Source organism: Paenibacillus sp. NPDC058898, assembly GCF_049316025.1.
Taxonomy (GTDB): Bacteria; Bacillota; Bacilli; order Paenibacillales; family Paenibacillaceae; genus Paenibacillus_AQ.
Map to the genome: position 1 here is coordinate 18,732 of NZ_JBMOSM010000021.1, position 23,099 is coordinate 41,830.

Consider the following 23,099-nt stretch of genomic DNA (forward strand, 5'->3'; position numbering starts at 1 on the left):
AATGCTTTTTTTTGTATGCATGGAGTACCTTGCCGTTACGAACCGTTTTCATGTTAGCGGCTTTACGACAGGTTGAAAATACCCAATGTGGAGCATTTCTGCGACTCCTTGTCAACAACCTCATCCAGTTGAATGTCCAGAAGATTCGCAAGAGCAGACATATAAAATAGGTTGCGGCCAAGCTCGGTGCTTACCGCTTCACGGCAATTCTCGCACAGATGGCCTTCGACGTGCGTGCCAGCTAATTCCCGGGCTGATTCGAGATCAGCGCCCATATCGAAGGATTGCTTCGTGGCGTGGAGCTCGATGCATCCGCATTCTGTGATGGCCTTGGTTACGGCCCGGTTGACTGAAGCATTGCTTTGACCATTTTTAGAGAGAACATCCAAGAGACTGCGGTGACGGAGCAACAATTCGGAAACTTGGTCCTGAAAAGCCTGTAAACTAGGAGCGCTCATTTATACATCCACCTCGATATTATGAATTGAGTTCATTATATTCCACTACTTCAGGCGATTTCAACCAATTTCAGGTGTCCGAAGGCGGTCAATTCCATTTGTGAGGTTGATGTAAGTACACGTCAAAGCCTGATGGGGGTGGGCAAAACCGGTAGGATATGGGGATATGGAAATAGGATAAAAAAGCGTCAATAGGCGCACTTTTACAGAAGATAGCCTGCATATTTGAGGATGTTTTTCTTGCGATTATCCAATTCATTTGGTTTCACTGAAAACTTTTATCTTAAAAAAGATGGGTCGGCACGATTACGACTTTATAAATTGGACCATACTGGAAAATAGAAGCAAAGATATTTATGTATAAAAAGGAGGTGTGCGGAAGCTCATGGTAAAAAAAGCTATTTTAGCATTTACAGTATTATGCGGAGCATGGGGCGGGTATACGTTATATCATACAATGGAACGGTCTTTCTCAGGGCTATCGCCTATTTTTGGACAAGGTTTATTTGCAGCGGGAAGCGGAGCCTTCGCGGTGCTTGGAGGATTATTGTTTGGCATGATCGGCGTGCTGTCAGCGGATCGGGTAACGAGATGGCTGCACAGCCTGATCTCTTCGTTCTCCCGGATTCCGATGAATGAGCTGGCTGCGGGTACTGCCGGACTGTTGAGCGGCCTGCTGCTGTCTGTATTGCTGTCACCAGGGTTGTCCTTGCTCGGACAAGCAGGGCAGCTGCTGCAGGTTGGCATTACGCTGCTCGGTGGTTACATCGGGTTTCGCATTGGACTGGAAAAGAAGGATGAACTGGCTTCTCTATGGATGTCGGGCAAGTGGAGTCAAGCTGCTGAGCCTGAGGGCCGGCGCATAGAGGAACATAAAATTTTGGATACGAGTGTCATCATTGACGGGAGAATTGCAGATATTTGCAAGACCGGATTTATCGAAGGAACGATTGTCATTCCTGAGTTTGTTCTGGAGGAGCTTCAGCATATTGCGGATTCCTCAGACCTTCTTAAGCGAAATCGCGGCCGGCGGGGTCTTGATATTTTGAACAAAATCCAGAAAGAGCTGGACGTCAAGGTGCTCATTTATGAAGGGGACTTTGAGGAAATATCCGAAGTCGACAGCAAGCTGGTGAAACTGGCCAAAGTGCTTCAAGGCAAAGTGGTCACGAATGATTTCAACTTGAATAAGGTATGTGAGCTGCAGGGTGTGTCGGTACTGAACATTAATGATCTCGCCAACGCGGTGAAGCCGGTGGTTCTGCCAGGGGAGGAAATACTGGTACAGATTATCAAGGACGGCAAGGAGCATGGTCAAGGCGTCGCTTATTTGGATGACGGCACGATGATCGTCGTGGAAGGCGGTCGCGAGTACATCGGCACGATGATGGAGGTGCTCGTTACCAGCGTACTGCAAACCTCAGCGGGCCGGATGATCTTCGCGAAACCAAAACTGTTGGAAAAAGCCCAGTAAAGGGGTATGATGGGGATATACATATCCGCTATTCGTCCGTTTGGGACGTGTTGGGTGAGACAGGAGTTTGGTGCTTGATGAGTAACTTCGGCGCTGTCATTGTAGCGGCGGGAAAAGGAACGAGGATGGGCACCCGGGAGAGCAAGCAGTACTTGGCTCTGAACGGAAAGCCCATTATCGTTCATACGCTTGAAGCATTCAGCCGGATACCATGGCTGCAGGAAATTGTGCTTGTGACGGGGATAGAGGATGTCCCTCGCTGCGAATCCTGGATTCAGGAATACAGTTTGAACAAGGTGTCCGCTGTAATCCCCGGGGGAAGCGAGAGGCAGCAGTCCGTATACCAAGGCATCAAGCAAATTTCTTCAGAGTGGGTAATGATACATGACGGCGTAAGGCCGTTTGTAACGCAAGAGGAAATTGAAGTCTGTCGCGATGCGGCAATCCGTGAGGGCGCCTCGGTACTTGGGGTCCCCGTGAAGGATACGATTAAACAGGTGAACGGTAAGGGGCTGATTACAGGCACCCCGGACCGTCAAAGTCTGTGGGCCGTCCAGACCCCACAGGCTTTTCGTCTTTCCGACCTACTGTCTGCACATGAGGCTGCAGCGAAGGATGGGTTTACAGGCACTGACGATGCCATGCTGATGGAGCGAGCAGGGCATCTGGTAACCGTGGTGGAGGGGAAATACAGCAATATTAAGATCACCACACCGGAGGATCTGGAATATGCAGCTTTTTTACAGAAACGTAAGGGAGAGGACATGGGATGATTCGAGTAGGACAGGGGTTTGACGTACATCAGCTCGTAGAAGGAAGGCCGTGCATCATCGGAGGCGTCACGATTCCTTATGACAAGGGGCTTCTCGGGCACTCCGATGCCGACGTGCTGCTGCACGCCGTAACGGACGCGATTTTGGGAGCGCTTGGGCTTGGCGACATTGGTCGTCATTTTCCTGATAACGATCCTGCCTTTAAAGACGCCGACAGCCTGAAGCTTTTGGAGCAGGTATGGGTCATGGCGAAGGAACGCGGGTATAGACTTGGTAATATCGATTCTACAATTATTGCGCAGAAGCCGAAGATGGCGCGTTATATTCCGCAGATGGCGGAAGTGATCGCCAAAGCGCTGGATGCCGAGGTGGATCAGGTTAACGTGAAGGCGACCACCACCGAGCAGCTCGGGTTTGCTGGCAGGGGCGAAGGTATCGCCGCGCAATCGGTTGTCTGCCTCGTAAAAGGTATGCTATCATCTTGAAGTATGTGTTCAATAAGGGAGTTTTTTGAGCGAGGAATCTTGAAAGAATAGGGAAGCGGAGGGGTTACAATGACCGGAGAAGTCCGCGTGCGCTATGCACCGAGTCCAACGGGACATTTACATATCGGCAATGCCAGAACGGCATTATTCAATTATTTATTTGCCCGCAAGAATAACGGGAAATTCATTATCCGCATCGAGGATACGGATGTGAAACGCAACGTAGAAGGCGGAGAGCAAAGCCAGCTGAAATATTTGAAGTGGCTGGGTATGGACTGGGATGAGAGCGTGGATGTCGGAGGCGAGTACGGACCTTATCGCCAGACCGAGCGTCTTGATATTTATAAAGAATATTGGCAGGACCTTCTGGATCGCGGGCTTGCTTACCGCTGCTATTGCACGGAGGAAGAGCTGGAGCAGGAGCGGGAAGAGCAGATGGCTCGCGGCGAAACACCGCGCTATTCCGGGAAGCATCGGGATTTGACGGAAGAGCAGCGTCAGGCACTTGAGGCTGAAGGCCGTGTGGCCAGCATCCGCTTCCGCGTTCCGGAAGATCGTATCTACACGTTCGATGACATGGTGAAGGGCACGATTTCGTTTAACAGCAAAGAGACGGGCGACTTCGTCATCGTTAAAAAAGACGGCATTCCTACCTACAATTTCGCTGTAGCTTTGGACGATCATCTGATGAAGATCAGCCATGTGCTCCGCGGGGAGGATCATATCTCCAATACGCCGCGTCAGCTGATGATCTATGAAGCCTTTGGCTGGGAGCCGCCTCAGTTCGGACATATGACCCTGATCGTGGGCGAGGATCATAAGAAGCTGAGCAAGCGTAATGAATCGATTATTCAGTTCATTGAGCAGTATGACCAGCTTGGCTATTTGCCTGAAGCGCTGTTCAACTTCATCTCGCTGCTTGGCTGGTCTCCGGAAGGGGAAGAGGAAGTGTTCTCCCAAGAGCAGTTGATCTCGATCTTTGATGAGCATCGATTATCCAAGAGCCCGGCAGTGTTCGATACAAACAAGCTGGCTCATCTGAACAACACGTATATCAAGAATGCGGATCCGGATCGGATTGCCGATCTAGCCATTCCGCATTTGCAGAAAGCCAGTCGCTTGCCGTCCGAGCTTACGGCCGAGCAAGAGGAATGGGCACGCGCGCTTGTGGCGCTCTATCAGGAGCAGTTGACTGCTGCTTCGGATATCGTGGATCTGTCGGAAGTGTTCTTCCGCACACATCTGGAGCTGGATTCCGAAGGGATTGAAGTGATGGGCGGCGAGCAGGTGCCCGCCGTATTGTCGGCATTCCTTGCGAAGATCGAGCAGTCGGATGAGTTTAACGCTCCGAAGATTGCGGCACTGATCAAGGAAGTCCAGAAGGAGACCGGATTTAAGGGCAAACAGCTCTTTATGCCGATCCGCGTAGCCTTGACGGGACAAACCCATGGCCGGGACCTGAACCAGACGATTTGGCTGCTTGGTAAGGATCGTGTGCTTGACCGTTTGCGTTCCCAAATCAAGGGTGCATAAATAGGGCGCGGCTTTCCGATAAACGTTTCTTGTCAGCCCGTATATCATCAGTTATAATTACACCAAACTATAAGTGAGATATTCTTTGATCTAGGTTAGGTAGCAACAACTCATACGGAGAAGCAGCGGAGAGGACGGAATTGTGCTGTAGAAGCGAAGCGTTCGCCTTTGTCTTCCGATTTCCACCTATGTGATATCGTTAAAGAAATCGGAAGGCAACAGCGATCGGAAGCACAATCCGTCAGCGCAGCGTTCTATAGAGCGTTGTTTCCCTCACCTAGATCAACAAATATAAACGTATAAAAGCTACGATCAGGAGAAGTACGCGTAAAACAGGCACGTTCCAGAGAGGACAATCGGCAAAAGACAAGGACCACTTGAATTTGCCGGCTGAGAGTTGTCCCGTCGCCTGCAGCGGAAATGCACCTGTGAGCTGCATGGTTGAAGCGAACACAATCGTTAGATCATGCCGGTCGTCTGCCGTTAATGACATGAAGAGAATCGGTAGAATCCGTCCCTGACGAAGGGAGGAGGCTTGTGCCGGTTCTAAGCAGAGTGGAACCGCGGTCTAGCGCCTCTGCAGCGATAAGCTGCAGGGGCGTTTTTTATTTACAGGAATAACGATGGATGGCAAGTTGCATGCGCGATTGGAAGAGGGGAAAGAGGGAGCGTTCATGTTTAAACAGATGAAATCGGATATTCGGACAGTGTTCGAGAATGACCCGGCTGCCCGGGGACTTTTTGAAGTGGTATTCACCTACTCGGGGCTTCACGCACTGTGGGCGCACCGGATAGCTCATGCATTATTTAAGCGGCGATGGTATACGCTGGCCCGGTTGATCTCCCAGTTCAGCCGGTTTATGACAGGGATTGAGATTCATCCGGGAGCCCGTATCGGGCATCGGCTGTTCATAGACCATGGGATGGGGGTTGTCATTGGAGAGACCTGTGAGATTGGGGATGACGTGGTGATCTACCAAGGGGTTACGCTTGGTGGAACCGGTAAGGAGAAGGGCAAGCGGCACCCGACCATCGGCAACAACGTGGTCATCGGATCGGGGGCGAAAGTGCTAGGTTCTTTTACGATTGGGGATAACTGTAACATTGGTTCCAATGCAGTCGTACTAAGACCAGTCCCCCAAAACAGCACCGTTGTCGGCAATCCGGGAAAAATCGTGAAACAGAACGGGGAGCGGGTGCGCGACCGGCTGGATCACACGAATCTGCCCGATCCGATTGTGGATATGCTGCGTTCAATGCAGAAGGAGATCGATCAGCTCCGGGCGGAGCTTCATGAGAGCAAACGAAACCAGCCTAAAGGCATGGTATCCGAGGTCGTTGTGTCTTCGGCCAAAGAAGAGTAAACCCGTAAGCCGTGAAGGAACAATAAGCGATGGAATGAAAGGATTGAGATGATACCCTATGGCACTTCAAATCTATAACACGTTAACCCGTATGAAAGAAACGTTTGTTGCTCAGGAACCTGGAAAGGTAAAGATCTACGTGTGCGGTCCTACCGTGTACGATTATATCCATATCGGGAATGCCCGTCCGATGATCTTTTTCGACGTGGTTCGAGCTTATTTTGAGAATCAGGGTAATGATGTGAATTACGTGGTGAACTTTACGGATGTAGATGACAAAATGATCCGGAAAGCAGAGCAAACCGGTACTACCGTTCCGGAGGTCGCGGATAAGTTTATACACGCCTATTACGAGGATCTGGACGGTCTTGGCATACCAAGAGCGACATTAAATCCGCGGGTAACGGACAATATGGAGAGCATTATCGAATTCATCCAGGAACTCATTGACCGCGACTTTGCTTATGAGAACGGGGGAGATGTCTTCTACCGGACCCGCAAATTTGACGATTACGGCAAGCTGTCCCAGCAAAATCTCGATGAGCTGCAATTCGGTATCCGGATTGAGGTGGATAAGCGGAAAGAAAACCCGGAGGACTTCGTGCTATGGAAAGCTGCGAAGCCCGGAGAGATCTACTGGAGCAGTCCTTGGGGCGACGGCCGCCCGGGCTGGCATATTGAGTGCTCCGCCATGGCCCGTCGTTATCTTGGGGATACGCTGGATATCCATGGCGGCGGTCAAGACCTGCAGTTTCCGCACCATGAATGCGAAGTGGCGCAGTCCGAGGCGCTGACAGGCAAACCGCTGGCGAACTATTGGATGCACAATGGTTATATCCGCATCAATAACGAGAAAATGTCGAAATCGCTAGGTAATGGTGTATTGGTTAAGGAACTTCGTGAACAATATACAAAAGAAGCTGTCCGCTATTTCATGTTGTCCACCCACTACCGCAACCCGCTGAATTATAGCGATGAGGTGATGGAGCAGGCACAGAACAGCGTGGAACGTCTGGCGAATGCGGCGGCTAATGTCGAGCATCGATTGAGTACCGCGATCGGTTCGAAGGACGATAACGTAAGCCAGGAAGTTGCGGATAAAATATCGGCCGTCCTTGTCGAATTCCACCAGAAAATGCAGGATGATTTCAACACGCCGGATGCCATCACCGCCATGTTCCAATGGGCCAGCGAGGCGAATCAGCTGCTGAAGGAAGCCTCGATTCCTGCAGCTGACCTGCATGAAGTGCTGCGTGCTTTCAACGAAATGAACGGCGTGCTGCGCATCGTAAATACAGGCACGGATGAATTGCTGGATGAGGAGATTGAAGCTCTGATTGCCGAACGTATCGAAGCCCGGAAGAATAAAAACTGGGCGCGAGCGGATGAAATCCGCGACAAGCTGGCGGACGAAGGCATCGTGCTTGAGGATACGGCGCAAGGTATGCGCTGGCGGCGTAAATGAGCGGGCCTGAGCATCATGATCCCGCGGTAGGCTGGTTCGATTTTCCACCGTCGAAGCCGGCCCGGTTAATCCCGCCCATCGTGCTTGCCTATATCGGAGATGCCATTTATGAGGTGGCGGTGCGGCAGTTTTTGATATCAAGAGCGAATCTCCGCCCCCATCACTTGCACCGGACAGCAACAGGATTTGTGTCGGCGAAGGCACAGAGCCGAATATTGGCTTATCTGGATCCGGAGCTGACGGAAGAAGAACGCGATGTTGTGCGTCAAGGACGCAATGCCAAATCAGGCAGCATCCCCAAAAATGCCGACGTGCTCGAATATCGGCATGCAACGGCATTTGAGACGCTCGTTGGGTATTTATATTATACGGGGGAGCAGGATCGTCTCCGCGAGCTCATTGGGAAGAGCATCGAGTTTATTGAGGGGTCTGTTAAATAGACCGTCAGGCAATAGAGATCAACATTGAAACGATACAGCCGGTGTTTCTCAAAGGGGACGCCGGCTGATATGCAGGAGGAGACCTACATGTTGCAAGAAGAGGAAGTAGTAGCTGGTAAGCACTCCGTAACGGAAGCGCTCAAATCAGGACGTACGATCAATAAAATATGGATTGCCGAAAATGCGCAAAAACATCTGACCCTGCCGATCATCGCGGAAGCGAAGAAACTGGGCATTGTCATTCAGCATGTGGACAAACGCAAGCTGGATCAGATGGTTCCAGGGGTACAGCATCAAGGCGTGGTTGCCCAAGCGGCACCGTATGCCTATGTGGAAGTGGAAGATTTGCTGAAGGTTGCGGAGGAAAAGGGCGAACCGCCTTTCTTGCTGCTGCTTGACGAGATCGAGGATCCGCACAATCTGGGCTCGATTCTCCGTACGGCAGACTGCACGGGTGCTCATGGCGTCATACTGCCTAAGCGCAGATCCGCACAAGTAACGGCAACGGTATCCAAAACATCTGCTGGCGCAGTAGAGTATGTACCCGTAGCCAGAGTGACCAATCTGGGCCAAACCATCGATCAGCTGAAGGAAATGGGCGTGTGGGTTGTCGGGACGGTCGTTGATGCTGTTCAGGAATTGTATGACACTGAGGTTTTTGACGGGCCGGTTGCTATCGTTATCGGTAATGAAAGTAAAGGAATGGGGCGTCTGATCCGTGAAAAATGCGATGTGCTTGTGAAACTGCCGATGGCCGGAAAAATCAACTCGCTTAACGCCTCGGTTGCCGCAGGTGTCGTTATGTACGAAGTGCTTCGCCGTCGCCGCCTTCAAGGTTAGCAATGATGGCCGATTGGCGGGATGTGCTGCTGGTCGACGGTTATAATATGATCGGCGGCTGGCCATATCTTGCGAAGCTCGCCAATAGCAGCATGCATGATGCGCGAGACCTGCTGCTGGAGAAATTAGCGGATTACCAGGCGTATTCCGGCCTCAGAGTCGTGGTGATTTTTGACGCATACCGGGTCCCTGGGCTGGGGAAATCCTACACGCAAGGCAAGGTTCAGGTGTTTTTTACTAAGGAAAAAGAAACCGCAGATGAGTGCATTGAACGACTAGTCGGAGAGTTCAGCCACCGCCGGCGAAAAATTTATGTGGCGACCAGCGATTTAATTGAGCAGCATGTGATTTTTGCTCGGGGAGCACTCAGGTTGTCCGCCCGGGAATTGCTAAACGAAGTGGAACAGAGCGAGCGCGAAGTGAAGCAGAAAATAACGAAAGAGCAGACCAAGAGCCGGAATACACTTGACGGGAAGCTGCCGCCGGATGTGAGACAGATGTTCGAGCGCTGGCGCAGGGAATAGAACTGTTTTACACAATAGGGACGAAAGGTCGGCTCATTTGGAGAATGAAAACGGTATATGAATCTACGAAAAAGTTTACATTAAATGTTATTATCGGTCTATTTTAGGTAGAACGTGGTTGACGGTCTAGTAGACATCATATATACTTGTCATATATTTCAAGCGAGTGACGGGCTACCGTGCGTTCCGGGCCGGAGGGATTCTATTGAGTGTGGACCTCAAGGAAGTCATGTTGTCAGGGTATGATGTGATAAGCGATGAAGACATTGTCGAGGCGGTCCGCGAGGGTGATAGCGGGGCGCTGGAGTATTTGATCAATAAATACCGGAATTTTGTACGTGCTAAAGCCCGCTCCTATTTTCTGATTGGTGCTGACCGGGAAGATATTGTCCAGGAAGGCATGATCGGGCTGTACAAGGCAATTCGTGATTTTAAAGGGGATAAGCTGTCTTCGTTCAAGGCCTTTGCCGAGCTCTGCATTACTAGACAGATCATTACGGCAATTAAGACCGCTACGAGACAGAAGCATATTCCGCTCAATTCGTATGTCTCATTGGACAAGCCGATTTATGATGAGGATTCGGACCGTACACTGTTGGATGTCATTTGTGGCACTGCGGTAAGCGATCCGGAGGAACTGATTATTAATCAAGAGGAATTTGTCGGCCTGGAAGACAAGATGTCAGAAATCTTAAGCGATCTGGAACGGAAAGTCCTGATGCTCTATTTGGACGGTCGGTCCTATCAAGAGATTGCGGTAGATTTAAGGCGTCATGTAAAATCGATTGACAATGCACTCCAGCGGGTAAAGCGCAAGCTTGAACGTTATCTGGAAGTCAGGGATAATTAATAGCAAGTGTCGGATAAGAAGCAGAAGGCTCAATCAGAGCCTTTTTTTAATTGCCTGATCGTTTTTTGAATCAGGATGGCCGGCGAAGGATCTCCGTATACTTTGTCGCCATTATTTTTAGTTGGCAGACAGGATAGGACGATAATCAAGGATGTCCATTTTCGCAAAAGCAAAATGTGTAATATTTGGTGTTTCATCTGTTGGAAGATTGAACATACTGGATATAGACTAAATGCTATGCAGGATGGACAAAGACTGTGAAACGCCACAGTTTTTTACAGCGAGGTGTTTACAATATTCCGGGGACGAATCCCCTGGTCTAGCTGGCAATGGCATTTATTGCAGCCCACAATCAGAGAGAAAAAGGCTTGAAATGGCGCTACCCTTGTGATAAAGTGTTTTAGGTAGGCCTAAATTCGCGTGTTTTATGAATGGATCGTTGTTACAGTTTTTGGAACAACGGTTTTATTCATCTCGCAGAAATAACCGAGTTTCGATGAGAACAAGGTTGTTTCTACTAGGATCAATATCGATTCTTCTGACAAAGAAGGACGTCTTCGGGAGGTGCACATCATGCGGGTAATTATCACTTTGGCTTGTACAAGCTGCAAACAAAGAAACTACACAACCACCAAAAACAAGCGAAATCACCCCGACCGCATGGAGATGAAGAAATTTTGCAAGTTCTGTAACGAGCAAACTCCTCATCGCGAAACCAGATAGTTTTCTTTTGGAGGTGTAGTCGGCGTGAAACGTGGTTTCAAGTCTCTGTTTTCCTTTTTCTCTGAAAGCTGGGCGGAACTTAAAAAAGTTCGCTGGCCCAATCGTAAAGAACTGACGAACTATACTTTAATTGTTCTCGGCACCATAGTGTTTGTCACGATTTATTTTTGGGTTGTAGACATCGGTATTTCCGCTGTGATCGAAGCGATAATTTAGAAGGGTCCCAGGTGGCTTGATATGGAAAAAAGATGGTACGTAGTTCATACCTACTCTGGGTATGAGAATAAAGTCAAAGCCAATTTGGAAAAACGTGTCGAGTCCATGGGCATGGAGGACAAAATATTCCGCGTTCTTGTTCCGATGGAAGAAGAAATCGTAAACAAAGACGGCAAGAAAAAAACCGTCATGCGTAAAGTTTACCCGGGATATGTCTTGGTCGAAATGATTCAGACCGATGATTCTTGGTATGTTGTCCGCAATACACCAGGAGTGACCGGTTTTGTTGGTTCGACAGGGTCCGGTTCTAAACCGACGCCTTTGCTTCCAGAAGAAGTAGAACAGATTCTGAAGCATATGGGCATGGAAGAGCCGAAACCGAAGATCGAATTCGACATCAAGGAATCCGTTCGTATCAAGGTTGGTCCTTTTGCGAATTTTGTGGGCTCCGTGGAAGAGATTTTGGCTGAAAAGAGCAAGTTGAAAGTTCACGTCAACATGTTTGGACGGGAAACCCCGCTGGAGTTGGATTATACTCAAGTGGAGAAGATTTAATTCTTCAGGTTTCTTGTGGGAGGTCGTGTCAAAGCGTCCGCTACCACTATTGATGCAAGGAGGTGTCAACTATGGCTAAGAAAGTTATCAAGATTGTGAAACTGCAGATTCCTGCAGGTAAAGCGAATCCGGCTCCTCCAGTAGGTCCTGCATTGGGTCAAGCGGGTGTCAACATCATGGCATTCTGTAAAGAATTCAACGCACGTACTGCTGATCAAGCTGGTCTGATCATTCCGGTTGAAATTTCGGTGTTTGAAGATCGTTCCTTTACATTCATCACTAAAACTCCACCGGCTGCTGTTCTGCTTCGCGTGGCTGCTAAGATCGAAAAAGGATCCGGCGAGCCTAACAAGAAGAAAGTGGCTACTGTTAAGCGTGACGCTGTTCGTCAAATCGCTGAAACAAAAATGCCTGACCTGAACGCTGCATCTGTTGAAGCTGCAATGAAGATGGTAGAAGGTACTGCCCGTAGTATGGGTATCACAATCGAAGACTAATTGTCTCTCGATTGAAACCGAACGAGGTTCGGATCATGTGGGAGGAATTTCCGCTAACACCACAAAGGAGGAAAACAAACATGGCTAAACACGGTAAGAAATACGTTGAAGCTGCGAAGCTGATTGACAGCGAAGCAACTTACGAGCCTTTGGAAGCTGTAGAGCTTGTGAAGAAGGCTGCAACTGCCAAATTCGACGAAACTGTTGAAGCGGCTGTACGTTTGGGTGTAGACCCACGTAAACAAGACCAGGCTGTTCGTGGTGTTGTTGTCTTGCCTCACGGCACAGGTAAAACACAACGCGTTCTGGTATTTGCAAAAGGTGAAAAAGCGAAAGAGGCAGAAGCAGCTGGCGCTGATTTTGTTGGCGATCAAGACATGATCAACAAAATTCAACAAGGCTGGTTCGAGTTTGATGTCTGCGTAGCTACACCTGATATGATGAGTGAAGTCGGTAAACTTGGCCGTCTGCTCGGTGGTAAAGGCCTGATGCCTAACCCTAAAGCTGGTACGGTTACATTCGATGTTGCTAAGGCTGTTCAAGAAATCAAAGCCGGTAAAATCGAGTACCGTCTGGACAAAGCAGGTCAAATTCACGCGCCAATCGGTAAAGTGTCTTTCGATGCAGCTCAATTGAATGAGAACCTTAAAGCTCTCATCGATGCATTGAATCGTGCGAAACCAGCTGCTGCTAAAGGTGTTTACCTGAAAGGTATCGCTGTTTCCTCGACTATGGGACCAAGCGCTCGCGTGAACACAACCGTTTACAGATAATATTACCATTGACTTTGGTCAATGAAGTTTGATATTATGTAACAGTTGTGAGTCTTCGAGACTGACCCTTAAAGTTGAATATGCTTACCGTAGACAGTAGGTGCCCTAAGCAGGCTTAATTTCCTACCGAGGTGTTATGATAGAACGTCAACAATTTGTCCGGTTACACCGGCCAAATGATGATTCATCAGGCCTTCGTGATTCTACGGAGGCTTTTTTAGTGCCCGTAGGAAGAGCGGAGAGCCTGGTGCTCTTACGCTACTAATACAACCAGGAGGTGTAATCATTGGCAAACGCAAAAGTGATCCAAGCGAAACAAGAAGCGGTTGATGTCGTTGCTGCTAAACTGCGCGAAAGCGTATCGACAGTAGTTGCTGACTATCGCGGACTGAACGTTGCGCAAGTAACTGAACTTCGTAAACAGCTTCGTGAAGCTGGCGTCGAGTTCCAAGTACTGAAAAACACACTGCTTCGCCGTGCAACTGCGGCAGCAGAGCTGTCTGATCTGGACGAAGTCCTGACTGGTCCAACAGCTGTTGCATTTGGTACTAATGACGCTGTCGCTCCAGCAAAAATCCTTAACGATTTTGCTAAGAAAAACGACGCGTTGAAATTGAAAGGCGGCGTAGTAGAAGGCCGTGTAATCGGAGAGAGCGAAATCAAAGCTCTGGCAGAACTTCCGTCCCGCGAAGGTCTCCTCTCCATGCTCCTCAGCGTGCTTCAAGCTCCAGTGCGCAACTTCGCGCTTGCAGTTAAAGCTGTTGCTGAGAAGGAAGAACAAGGCGCATAAGCTTTGTCTTGCTGAAGCTGTGTAACAACAACTATAAAATCTTAATAATAAATGGAGGTTCAACTTAAATGAGCAAAGAGCAAATCTTGGAAGCAATTAAAGGTATGTCTGTTCTGGAACTGAACGATCTTGTAAAAGCAATCGAAGAAGAATTTGGTGTAACTGCTGCAGCTCCAGTAGCTGTTGTAGGTGGCGCTGGTGCAGCTGAAGCTGCTGAGCAATCCGAATTTGACGTAATCCTGACTAGCGCAGGCGCGTCCAAAATCAACGTAATCAAAGTGGTTCGCGAAATCACAGGTCTTGGCTTGAAAGAAGCAAAAGAACTGGTTGACAACGCTCCAAAACCATTGAAAGAAAAAGTAGCTAAAGAAGAAGCAGAAGCTGTTAAAGCTAAATTGGAAGAAGCAGGCGCATCCGTAGAAGTTAAGTAATTAGCTTCTTGAGATTCACGTCAGCAAGAATCAAACCCCTTGAATATTTGTTCAAGGGGTTTGTTATTGTGGCGGGGAGACCACAAGGTACTGATTCTCCGCAACTAAGGTTATACTGAAATAAGAGCGCTTAAGAGTGAAATATCTTAGGCGGGTAGACTTTGATTCAAGACGGAGGAAATGATGCCGAATCAACATTATTACTCGAATCAGCCGGAAATTGCTCATGACCGTAAGGAGTTAAAGACGGAGCTTCGGGGGCAGACTTTCAACTTTATCAGTGACGCGGGCGTATTCTCTAAGAGTGGCGTGGATTATGGCAGCAAGGTATTAATAGAGGCTATGGATTTTAACCAGCACGCCCAAGTGTTGGATGTAGGCTGTGGATATGGTCCGATCGGTCTGTCGGCGGCAAGAATGGCTGCGCAAGGACATGTGACGTTGATCGACATCAATAGCCGCGCTGTCGAATTAGCCAAGGAGAATGCGAAACGTAATGGTATATCCAATGTGACCATCTTGGAGAGCGATTTGTTTGCCGCGGTTCAGGATCAGCAATTTGACGTGGTTCTAACCAATCCGCCGATTCGTGCCGGGAAAGAGACGGTACATGCTATATTCGAAGAATCGTGGAAGCATTTGCGTGAGAATGGGCAACTGTGGGTTGTGATTCAGAAGAAGCAAGGCGCACCTTCAGCGAAAGCGAAACTGGAGAGTTTATTTCATCAGGTTGAGGAAGTAACGAAGGATAAAGGATACCGGATATTCAAAGCGACTAAATCTTCTTAAAATAGTTCGACTAGGCTGTTGACTTGGGTATGCTGGTATGGTATTATTATAAAATGTCAGTATTAGGATGGTCTCTTTGTCTTTAGTTGGCTGAAATGTCAAGACTTAATGTGTGGAAAGATGCATAAAGTCGATCATATTGACGTATAATATGTACATTTTGGGCAAATCTACAGGATATGAGATGATTATCATAACCATGGATAAGCTGCTCTTTTTTCGAAAAGGTATTCGATAAGGGCTTTTCTCTATTTATGGGAGTGTCCTCTGTATGTTCCATTATAGTGTTACAAACAGAGGTTCGCAATGAAATTTTTAAAGTGAGTAGACATGAGGGGTGAGTTTAAGTTGGCAGGACATCTTGTTCAATATGGTCGACGCACTCGGCGAAGTTATGCTCGTATTAACGAGGTACTCGAAGTTCCGAACCTGATTGAAATCCAACAAAAATCTTATGAATGGTTTTTGGAGGAAGGACTCCGCGAAATGTTCCAGGACATCTCGCCGATTCAGGATTTCACAGGTAATTTGGTACTAGAGTTCATTGACTACAGCCTTGGAGAACCGAAATACACCGTCGATGACGCGAAAGAACGCGACGTTACTTATGCGGCGCCGCTCCGCGTGAAAGTCCGGCTCATTAACAAGGAGACCGGAGAGGTCAAGGAGCAGGAAGTGTTCATGGGAGACTTCCCGTTAATGACGGAAACCGGAACATTCATTATCAATGGTGCCGAACGGGTTATTGTCAGCCAGTTGGTTCGCTCTCCCAGCGTCTATTTCAGCACAAAAGTGGATAAAAACGGTAAGACGACGTACACTGCAACAGTTATCCCTAACCGCGGCGCTTGGCTTGAACTGGAGATGGACGCGAAGGACATTATCTATGTCCGGATCGACCGTACCCGTAAAATCCCTGTAACGGTACTTTTACGTGCACTTGGTTTTGGTACAGATGCCGAGATTTTGGATCTTCTGGGCAATGATGAATATATTCAAAATACGCTGGATAAAGACAACACCGACTCCACGGAAAAAGCGCTCATCGAAATCTATGAACGTCTTCGTCCGGGTGAGCCGCCAACACTAGAGAATGCGAAGAGCCTTCTTGTTGCCCGTTTCTTCGATCCGAAGCGTTATGATTTGGCTAACGTTGGTCGCTACAAGATCAACAAGAAGCTTCATATTAAGAACCGTCTCTTTAATCAACGTTTGGCAGAGAGTTTGATAGACATCGATACGGGTGAGATCATTGCAGAAGCTGGTCAAACCGTAGACCGTCGTCTTTTGGACGAGATCATGCCTTACCTTGAGAAGAGCGTAGGCTTTAAGAATTATCATGTTACCGGCGGTGTGATGGACAGCGAGGATATCCCGCTGCAAACGATCGATGTATTCTCTCCAATCGAGGATGCAAAAGTCGTGAAGGTCATCGCGAACGCAAACATTGATAAATCTGTGAAGCACATTACGCAGGCGGATATCATTTCTTCCATCAGCTACTTCATCAACTTGCTGCATGGAATCGGCAATACGGATGATATCGATCACCTGGGTAACCGTCGTCTGCGTTCTGTAGGCGAATTGCTTCAAAATCAGTTCCGTATCGGTTTGTCCCGGATGGAACGTGTCGTTCGTGAAAGAATGTCGATTCAGGATGCTAATGTGATTACGCCGCAGGCGCTCATCAACATACGTCCGGTTATCGCATCGATTAAAGAGTTCTTCGGCAGCTCCCAGCTGTCCCAGTTCATGGATCAGACCAACCCGCTTGCGGAACTGACGCATAAACGTCGTCTGTCTGCTCTCGGACCCGGCGGTTTGACGCGTGAGCGTGCGGGCTTTGAAGTGCGGGACGTTCACCACAGTCACTATGGCCGTATGTGTCCGATCGAGACGCCGGAGGGACCGAACATCGGTCTGATCAACTCCTTGTCGACGTTTGCGCGCATCAACGAATATGGCTTCATTGAAGCTCCGTATCGTTGGGTGGATCCGAAGACCGGTAAAGTAACGGACCAAATCGATTACCTGACTGCAGACGAAGAGGATAACTATATCGTTGCCCAGGCGAACGCCGAGCTTAACGAAGATGGTACCTTCACTGACGAAATGGTTATCGTCCGTTATAACAAGCAATCCGATAACATCCTTCCTATGCCGAGCGACCGTGTAGACTACATGGACGTTTCGCCGAAGCAGGTAGTGTCGGTAGCGACGGCGCTCATTCCGTTCCTTGAGAACGATGACTCCAACCGCGCGCTGATGGGATCCAACATGCAGCGGCAGGCTGTTCCACTTCTTATTCCTAAAGCTCCGCTGGTCGGAACTGGAATGGAACACAAGTCTGCAAAAGACTCCGGTGTATGTATTGTGTCCAAACATGACGGGATTATTGAACGTTCATCCGCTAATGAAATCTGGGTCCGCCGTGTGGAAAATGTCGACGGACAAGAAGTCAAAGGCGATCTTATTAAACATAAATTACACAAATTTATGCGTTCGAACCAAGGAACATGCATTAATCAGCGTCCAATCGTTAAACGCGGCGATGTCATCAAAAAAGGTGATATTCTCGCAGACGGTCCATCCACGGAGATGGGCGAATTGGCACTGGGCCGCAACGTCGTTGTGGCGTTCATGACTTGGGAAGGTTACAACTACGAGGATGCGATTCTTCTCTCCGAGAAACTGGTCAAAGAGGACGTGTACACTTCGATTCATATCGAGGAGTACGAATCCGAAGCTCGTGACACGAAGCTCGGACCAGAAGAAATTACGCGTGATATTCCTAACGTAGGGGAAGAAGCACTGAAGAACCTTGACGAGCGCGGAATTATCCGCATCGGTGCCGAAATCAGCGCCGGAGACATCCTCGTGGGTAAGGTAACGCCTAAGGGTGTAACCGAACTGACGGCGGAAGAGCGTCTCCTGCATGCGATCTTTGGTGAGAAGGCTCGCGAAGTGCGCGATACCTCGCTGCGCGTTCCTCACGGTAGTGACGGGATCATTGTGGATGTGAAGGTGTTTACACGTGAGAACGGTGACGAATTGCCACCGGGCGTTAACCAACTGGTTCGCGTTTACATCGCACAGAAACGTAAAATCTCCGAAGGTGACAAAATGGCCGGACGTCACGGTAACAAAGGTGTCGTTGCCCGTATTTTGCCTGAAGAAGATATGCCGTTCCTGCCAGATGGCACACCGGTTCAAGTTGTGTTGAACCCTCTAGGGGTTCCATCACGGATGAACATCGGTCAGGTGCTCGAGGTTCACTTGGGTATGGCTGCGCTCCAGCTCGGCATTCACGTGGCTTCACCGGTATTTGACGGCGCAAGCGAGTATGACGTGTTTGATACGATGGAAGAAGCAGGCATGCAGCGCAATGGTAAGACCGTATTGTACGACGGACGGACGGGTGAACGTTTTGAACGTGAAGTTACCGTCGGCGTCATGCATATGATCAAACTCGCGCACATGGTTGATGATAAAATTCACGCCCGTTCTACGGGACCATACTCACTCGTTACGCAGCAGCCGCTGGGTGGTAAAGCTCAGTTCGGTGGACAGCGCTTCGGTGAGATGGAAGTATGGGCACTTGAAGCTTATGGTGCTGCCTATACGCTGCAAGAAATTCTTACCGTCAAGTCGGATGACGTGGTCGGCCGGGTGAAAACCTACGAATCCATCGTCAAGGGCGAGAACGTTCCGGAACCGGGTGTTCCTGAATCGTTCAAGGTATTGATTAAAGAGCTTCAGTCTCTCGGTATGGATGTCAAAATCCTGAGCGAGAATGAAGAGGAAATCGAGATGAAAGAACTCGATGACGAAGACGATGCTCAAGGTGATAAACTGAGCCTTAACTTGGAAGGCACTGAAGTCGGAGTGGAATAACGGTCAATCATTCACCCCCGTCGGCTTATAGGTCGGCGGTGGTGTTATGGTCGTATAGCACATAAATAGGACTAGGTTGAGGAGGGTTGCTCCTTGTTGGACGTTAACAATTTTGAGTACATGAAAATCGGTCTTGCTTCACCGGAAAAAATTCGCTCTTGGTCTCGCGGAGAGGTAAAGAAGCCGGAAACGATTAACTACCGTACATTGAAGCCGGAGAAAGAAGGCCTGTTCTGTGAGCGGATTTTCGGTCCGCAGAAGGACTGGGAATGTCATTGCGGTAAGTATAAGCGTGTCCGTTATAAGGGAGTAGTCTGCGATCGCTGTGGCGTTGAAGTAACACGCGCTAAAGTCCGTCGTGAACGGATGGGCCATATCGAGCTTGCGGCTCCTGTATCGCATATTTGGTATTTCAAAGGGATTCCAAGCCGTATGGGTCTGGCTCTGGATATGTCCCCAAGATCTCTTGAGGAGATCATTTACTTCGCATCTTATGTTGTAACCGATCCAGGAGATACACCGCTGGAGAAGAAGCAGCTGTTGTCCGAGAAGGAATACCGCAGCTACCGTGAAAAGTACGGCTACGGATTCCAAGCAGGCATGGGTGCTGAAGCCGTTAAGAAGCTTCTTCAAGACATCGATGTTGACAAAGAGCTTGAGTTCCTTAAAGAAGAACTGCGCACTGCACAGGGTCAACGCCGCAACCGGGCCATCAAACGCCTGGAAGTGATTGAGGCGTTCCGTAACTCCGGCAACAATCCGGAGTGGATGATCATGGATGTGCTGCCAGTCATTCCACCGGAGCTTCGTCCGATGGTTCAACTTGATGGTGGACGCTTTGCGACCTCCGACTTGAACGATCTGTACCGTCGCGTTATTAACCGGAACAACCGTCTGAAAAGATTGCTGGATCTCGGTGCGCCGGATATTATCGTACAGAACGAGAAGCGCATGCTGCAGGAAGCTGTCGATGCACTGATCGATAACGGCCGTCGCGGTCGTCCGGTCACAGGTCCTGGTAACCGTCCGCTTAAATCCCTCAGCCACATGCTGAAAGGTAAACAAGGACGTTTCCGTCAGAACTTGCTCGGTAAACGGGTTGATTATTCTGGTCGTTCCGTTATCGTTGTAGGTCCTTACCTGAAAATGTACCAATGCGGTCTGCCTAAGAAAATGGCGCTTGAGCTCTTCAAGCCGTTCGTTATGAAAGAATTGGTCAACAAAGGCCTTGCACATAATATCAAGAGTGCGAAGCGCAAAGTAGAACGTGTAAGTCCAGAAGTATGGGATGTGCTCGAAGAGGTTATTAAAGAGCATCCGGTTCTTCTGAACCGTGCACCGACGCTTCACAGACTCGGTATCCAAGCATTTGAACCGATTCTGGTTGAGGGCCATGCGATCCGTCTTCATCCGCTCGTATGTACAGCATATAACGCTGACTTTGACGGTGACCAAATGGCGGTTCACGTTCCTTTGTCTGCCGAAGCTCAAGCTGAAGCGCGTCTTTTGATGCTGGCATCGGGTAACATTCTGAACCCGAAAGACGGTAAGCCAGTTGTTACGCCTTCTCAGGATATGGTACTGGGTTCCTTCTATCTCACGATGGATAACAAGGAAGAGAAAGGTACCGGCATGATTCTGGGCAGCGTGAACGAAGCGGTTTCCGCTTATCAGCGTGAAGCAGCTGGTCTGCATGCACGCGTAGCGATTCCGGTTAAAGCCCTGGGCAAAACATGCTTTACGGAAAAACAGCAGAATGCGATGTTGGTTACGACGATCGGCCGGATTATCTTTAACGAGATTTTCCCTGCCAGCTTCCCTTATATCAATGAAGCGACTCGTACGAACCTGCTGCAAGGTACGCCTGAGAAGTATTTCGTATATGAGAAGGGTGCAGATATTCAAAAAGTGATCCAAGAACTGCCAATCAGCGGTGCTGTTGGTAAGGAATATCTGGGTTCCATCATTGCACGCTGCTTTGAAACGTACCATACAACCGAAACCTCTGTGATTTTGGATAAAATCAAGCAGATCGGTTTCACATACTCTACTCGTGCTGGCGTAACCGTTGCGGTATCCGACGTTATCGTACCTGACGAGAAGAATGAAATTCTGAAAGAGTCCGACGAGAAGGTTAAAGTGGTAACGAACCAATATCGCCGCGGCTTGATTACGAATGAAGAACGTTATGACCGTGTTATCGATATCTGGTCCAAGACCAAAGACGATATTACGGATGTACTCATGAAATCGATGGACCGCTTTAACTCCATCATGCTCATGGTGGATTCCAAAGCGCGGGGTAACAAATCGCAGATCACTCAGCTCGGTGGTATGCGGGGTCTGATGGCGAACCCGTCGGGTCGTATCATCGAACTCCCAATCAAATCGAACTTCCGTGAAGGACTGACGGTACTCGAGTACTTCCTGTCCACGCACGGTGCGCGTAAAGGCCTTGCCGATACAGCGCTTCGTACCGCTGACTCCGGTTACTTGACTCGTCGACTTGTTGACGTGGCCCAGGATGTTATCGTTCGCGAAGATGAGTGCAGCACGGATAAAGGCTTTACTGTTAGCCGTATTCAGGACGGTAAAGAGGTTATCGAGGATCTCTATGACCGTATCGAGGGACGTTATGCCTTTGAAACCGTTCGTCATCCGGAAACGAAAGAGATCATCGTGAATCGCAACGAATTGATTGATTCCGACAAAGCTGAGGAAATCGTAGCAGCTGGTGTTGAGAAGCTGCAAATTCGTTCCATCTTGAGCTGCCGTGCACGTTATGGCGTCTGCAAAAAATGTTATGGTCGTAACCTGGCTACTGGTAAGCATGTTGAGATTGGTGAAGCGGTTGGTATTATCGCAGCTCAATCTATCGGCGAACCGGGAACACAGCTCACGATGCGTACGTTCCACACAGGCGGCGTTGCCGGTGATGATATTACACAAGGTCTTCCGCGTATCCAGGAGCTCTTTGAAGCCCGTAATCCTAAAGGTCAAGCGACCATTAGTGAGATTGATGGTGTGGTTAAAGAAATCCGCGAAACGAAGGACCGTCGTGAAATCGAAATTCAAGGTGAAGCTGAAACTAAGGTTTACGCAGTTACCTACGGTTCCCGTCTGCGCGTAAGCGAAGGCAAGCACATTGAAGCCGGGGATGAACTGACCGATGGTTCCATTGATCCGAAGGAAATGCTTCGCATCAAAGGTATCCGTGGTGTGCAGAACTACATCCTTCAGGAAGTACAACGCGTATACCGTAACCAAGGCGTAGAAATTAACGATAAGCACGTTGAAGTTATGATCAGACAGATGTTGCGTAAATTCCGTATTGTTGATGCGGGAGATACGAACCTGTTGCCAGGCTCCTTCGTGGATATGCATGAATACGAGACAGCCAATAAAGACGCTATTCTCTCCGGGAAGGAACCAGCGGTTGCCAAACCGGTTCTTCTCGGGATTACAAAAGCATCTCTCGAAACCGATTCGTTCTTGTCAGCGGCCTCCTTCCAGGAGACAACTCGCGTGTTGACTGACGCTGCAATCAAAGGTAAAGTCGATCAACTGCTTGGTCTGAAAGAGAATGTTATCATTGGTAAACTGATCCCTGCGGGAACGGGTATGAACCGTTATCGCAGCGTGAAGTTCGCGGGACAAAACGATGTGAATGACGAAAGTCAGGAACTCGAAACAGCTTCTATAGATTAAGAGACAGTCAGGTGACGGGGAGATTTTCGCGTCGTAAGATGCTGAATTTCTCCGTCCCAATGTTTCTTTTTCCTGATTTAATAGCTTGACATCGCTTAGGGCAGATGCTAATATAGCAAAGGTGCGTGAATAGTTTCTTTGTTCCCTGTTCTTTTGGAGGAATGACTTGTGTCTAATGATAAGGGATTACAGGATGCACACATCAAGATTGGCACCAAACAAACGATGAAGGCCGTTGAATCCGGTTTGGCTGCAGAGGTTTATGTGGCTGAAGATTGCGACCAGCGTTTGATTTCAAAAGTCGTATCCGAGTGTGATAAGAATGGTGTGCATATCAACTATGTACCCACGATGATAGAGCTTGGAGAAGCATGCGGTATTGAAGTTGGTGCAGCTATGGTAGCTGTCTTGAAATCATGATTTGAGAAATCGTTTTTGTTGGAGAAGGCGTTACTTCTCTCGGCAAAAACTTTTCATTTGTCCTTTTATGAACCGCCTGGGTCTGTGGACTTAAACG

General features: G+C 48.8%; 23 protein-coding genes and 1 other annotated feature. Of the genes, 21 read left to right on the forward strand and 2 right to left on the reverse strand.

Translation table 11 applies throughout. The annotated features are described in order from the left end of the window. Positions 1-62: 62 nt before the first annotated feature. On the reverse strand, positions 63-458 hold the full coding sequence (locus tag ACOZB4_RS31270; RefSeq protein WP_076326241.1) for a DUF1573 domain-containing protein: 396 nt from the start codon (positions 456-458) through the stop codon (positions 63-65). 385 nt (positions 459-843) lie between these two features. On the opposite strand from ACOZB4_RS31270, the gene ACOZB4_RS31275 reads away from it, so the two are divergent. The 4 genes from ACOZB4_RS31275 (at position 844) to gltX (ending at position 4,723) form a co-directional block, all read left to right on the forward strand. Beyond that, complete coding sequence (locus ACOZB4_RS31275) at positions 844-1,932, forward strand: PIN/TRAM domain-containing protein (RefSeq protein ID WP_076326240.1); 1,089 nt, start codon at positions 844-846, stop codon at positions 1,930-1,932. A 77-nt stretch (positions 1,933-2,009) separates the two neighbouring features. After that, on the forward strand, positions 2,010-2,705 hold the full coding sequence (gene ispD, locus ACOZB4_RS31280) for a 2-C-methyl-D-erythritol 4-phosphate cytidylyltransferase (protein ID WP_379415343.1): 696 nt from the start codon (positions 2,010-2,012) through the stop codon (positions 2,703-2,705). Further along, positions 2,702-3,190: a 2-C-methyl-D-erythritol 2,4-cyclodiphosphate synthase gene (gene ispF, locus ACOZB4_RS31285; RefSeq protein WP_379415341.1), complete on the forward strand. Its 489-nt coding sequence runs from the start codon at positions 2,702-2,704 to the stop codon at positions 3,188-3,190. Before ispD ends, ispF begins: the two co-directional genes overlap by 4 nt. Positions 3,191-3,259: 69 nt before the next feature. After that, entirely contained in the window at positions 3,260-4,723 is a 1,464-nt protein-coding gene (gene gltX / locus ACOZB4_RS31290; RefSeq protein ID WP_339268333.1) for a glutamate--tRNA ligase, read from the forward strand. A 277-nt stretch (positions 4,724-5,000) separates the two neighbouring features. Here the strand turns inward: gltX and ACOZB4_RS31295 are convergent, their stop codons facing one another. Next, positions 5,001-5,216 carry a hypothetical protein gene (locus ACOZB4_RS31295; protein WP_379415338.1) on the reverse strand — a complete coding sequence of 72 codons (216 nt, stop codon included), beginning with the start codon at positions 5,214-5,216 and terminating at the stop codon, positions 5,001-5,003. Between the two features lie 181 nt (positions 5,217-5,397). Here ACOZB4_RS31295 and cysE point away from each other — a divergent pair, with 181 nt between their 5' ends. The 17 genes from cysE (at position 5,398) to ACOZB4_RS31380 (ending at position 23,002) form a co-directional block, all read left to right on the forward strand. Next, the gene (gene cysE, locus ACOZB4_RS31300) at positions 5,398-6,087 is read left to right on the forward strand and encodes a serine O-acetyltransferase (protein WP_379415336.1); all 690 of its coding nucleotides are present in this window, start codon (positions 5,398-5,400) and stop codon (positions 6,085-6,087) included. 58 nt (positions 6,088-6,145) lie between these two features. After that, positions 6,146-7,552 carry a cysteine--tRNA ligase gene (gene cysS, locus ACOZB4_RS31305; RefSeq protein WP_379415334.1) on the forward strand — a complete coding sequence of 469 codons (1,407 nt, stop codon included), beginning with the start codon at positions 6,146-6,148 and terminating at the stop codon, positions 7,550-7,552. Beyond that, complete coding sequence (locus ACOZB4_RS31310; protein WP_339268328.1) at positions 7,549-7,992, forward strand: Mini-ribonuclease 3; 444 nt, start codon at positions 7,549-7,551, stop codon at positions 7,990-7,992. The genes cysS and ACOZB4_RS31310 overlap by 4 nt, the downstream gene beginning before the upstream one ends. Positions 7,993-8,079: 87 nt before the next feature. After that, positions 8,080-8,832 (forward strand): 23S rRNA (guanosine(2251)-2'-O)-methyltransferase RlmB, encoded by a 753-nt coding sequence (gene rlmB, locus ACOZB4_RS31315; RefSeq protein ID WP_076326234.1) that lies wholly within the window; start codon positions 8,080-8,082, stop codon positions 8,830-8,832. A 5-nt stretch (positions 8,833-8,837) separates the two neighbouring features. Next, on the forward strand, positions 8,838-9,356 hold the full coding sequence (locus ACOZB4_RS31320; protein ID WP_076326260.1) for an NYN domain-containing protein: 519 nt from the start codon (positions 8,838-8,840) through the stop codon (positions 9,354-9,356). Positions 9,357-9,561: 205 nt separating this feature from the next. Continuing rightward, complete coding sequence (gene sigH, locus ACOZB4_RS31325) at positions 9,562-10,206, forward strand: RNA polymerase sporulation sigma factor SigH (protein WP_006212942.1); 645 nt, start codon at positions 9,562-9,564, stop codon at positions 10,204-10,206. 573 nt (positions 10,207-10,779) lie between these two features. Beyond that, complete coding sequence (gene rpmG, locus ACOZB4_RS31330) at positions 10,780-10,929, forward strand: 50S ribosomal protein L33 (RefSeq protein ID WP_006212941.1); 150 nt, start codon at positions 10,780-10,782, stop codon at positions 10,927-10,929. 24 nt (positions 10,930-10,953) lie between these two features. Continuing rightward, entirely contained in the window at positions 10,954-11,145 is a 192-nt protein-coding gene (gene secE, locus ACOZB4_RS31335) for a preprotein translocase subunit SecE (RefSeq protein ID WP_006212940.1), read from the forward strand. Between the two features lie 21 nt (positions 11,146-11,166). Continuing rightward, positions 11,167-11,700 (forward strand): transcription termination/antitermination protein NusG, encoded by a 534-nt coding sequence (gene nusG / locus ACOZB4_RS31340; protein WP_006212939.1) that lies wholly within the window; start codon positions 11,167-11,169, stop codon positions 11,698-11,700. 71 nt (positions 11,701-11,771) lie between these two features. Next, entirely contained in the window at positions 11,772-12,197 is a 426-nt protein-coding gene (gene rplK, locus ACOZB4_RS31345; protein WP_076326233.1) for a 50S ribosomal protein L11, read from the forward strand. A gap of 80 nt (positions 12,198-12,277) precedes the next feature. After that, entirely contained in the window at positions 12,278-12,970 is a 693-nt protein-coding gene (rplA, locus tag ACOZB4_RS31350; RefSeq protein WP_009591966.1) for a 50S ribosomal protein L1, read from the forward strand. Positions 12,971-13,039: 69 nt separating this feature from the next. Next, positions 13,040-13,198: a sequence feature (ribosomal protein L10 leader region), on the forward strand. Positions 13,199-13,256: 58 nt separating this feature from the next. Next, positions 13,257-13,760 (forward strand): 50S ribosomal protein L10, encoded by a 504-nt coding sequence (gene rplJ, locus ACOZB4_RS31355; protein WP_090914113.1) that lies wholly within the window; start codon positions 13,257-13,259, stop codon positions 13,758-13,760. 68 nt (positions 13,761-13,828) lie between these two features. Then, complete coding sequence (gene rplL / locus ACOZB4_RS31360) at positions 13,829-14,191, forward strand: 50S ribosomal protein L7/L12 (protein WP_076326231.1); 363 nt, start codon at positions 13,829-13,831, stop codon at positions 14,189-14,191. Positions 14,192-14,374: 183 nt separating this feature from the next. Further along, positions 14,375-14,980, forward strand: a complete 606-nt coding sequence (locus ACOZB4_RS31365) for a class I SAM-dependent methyltransferase (RefSeq protein WP_379415373.1) — start codon at positions 14,375-14,377, stop codon at positions 14,978-14,980. Positions 14,981-15,328: 348 nt separating this feature from the next. Next, positions 15,329-18,874 (forward strand): DNA-directed RNA polymerase subunit beta, encoded by a 3,546-nt coding sequence (gene rpoB / locus ACOZB4_RS31370; RefSeq protein WP_076326229.1) that lies wholly within the window; start codon positions 15,329-15,331, stop codon positions 18,872-18,874. 93 nt (positions 18,875-18,967) lie between these two features. Then, the gene (gene rpoC, locus ACOZB4_RS31375) at positions 18,968-22,582 is read left to right on the forward strand and encodes a DNA-directed RNA polymerase subunit beta' (protein ID WP_076326228.1); all 3,615 of its coding nucleotides are present in this window, start codon (positions 18,968-18,970) and stop codon (positions 22,580-22,582) included. A 168-nt stretch (positions 22,583-22,750) separates the two neighbouring features. Continuing rightward, the gene (locus ACOZB4_RS31380; protein WP_006212931.1) at positions 22,751-23,002 is read left to right on the forward strand and encodes a ribosomal L7Ae/L30e/S12e/Gadd45 family protein; all 252 of its coding nucleotides are present in this window, start codon (positions 22,751-22,753) and stop codon (positions 23,000-23,002) included. Positions 23,003-23,099: the final 97 nt, after the last annotated feature.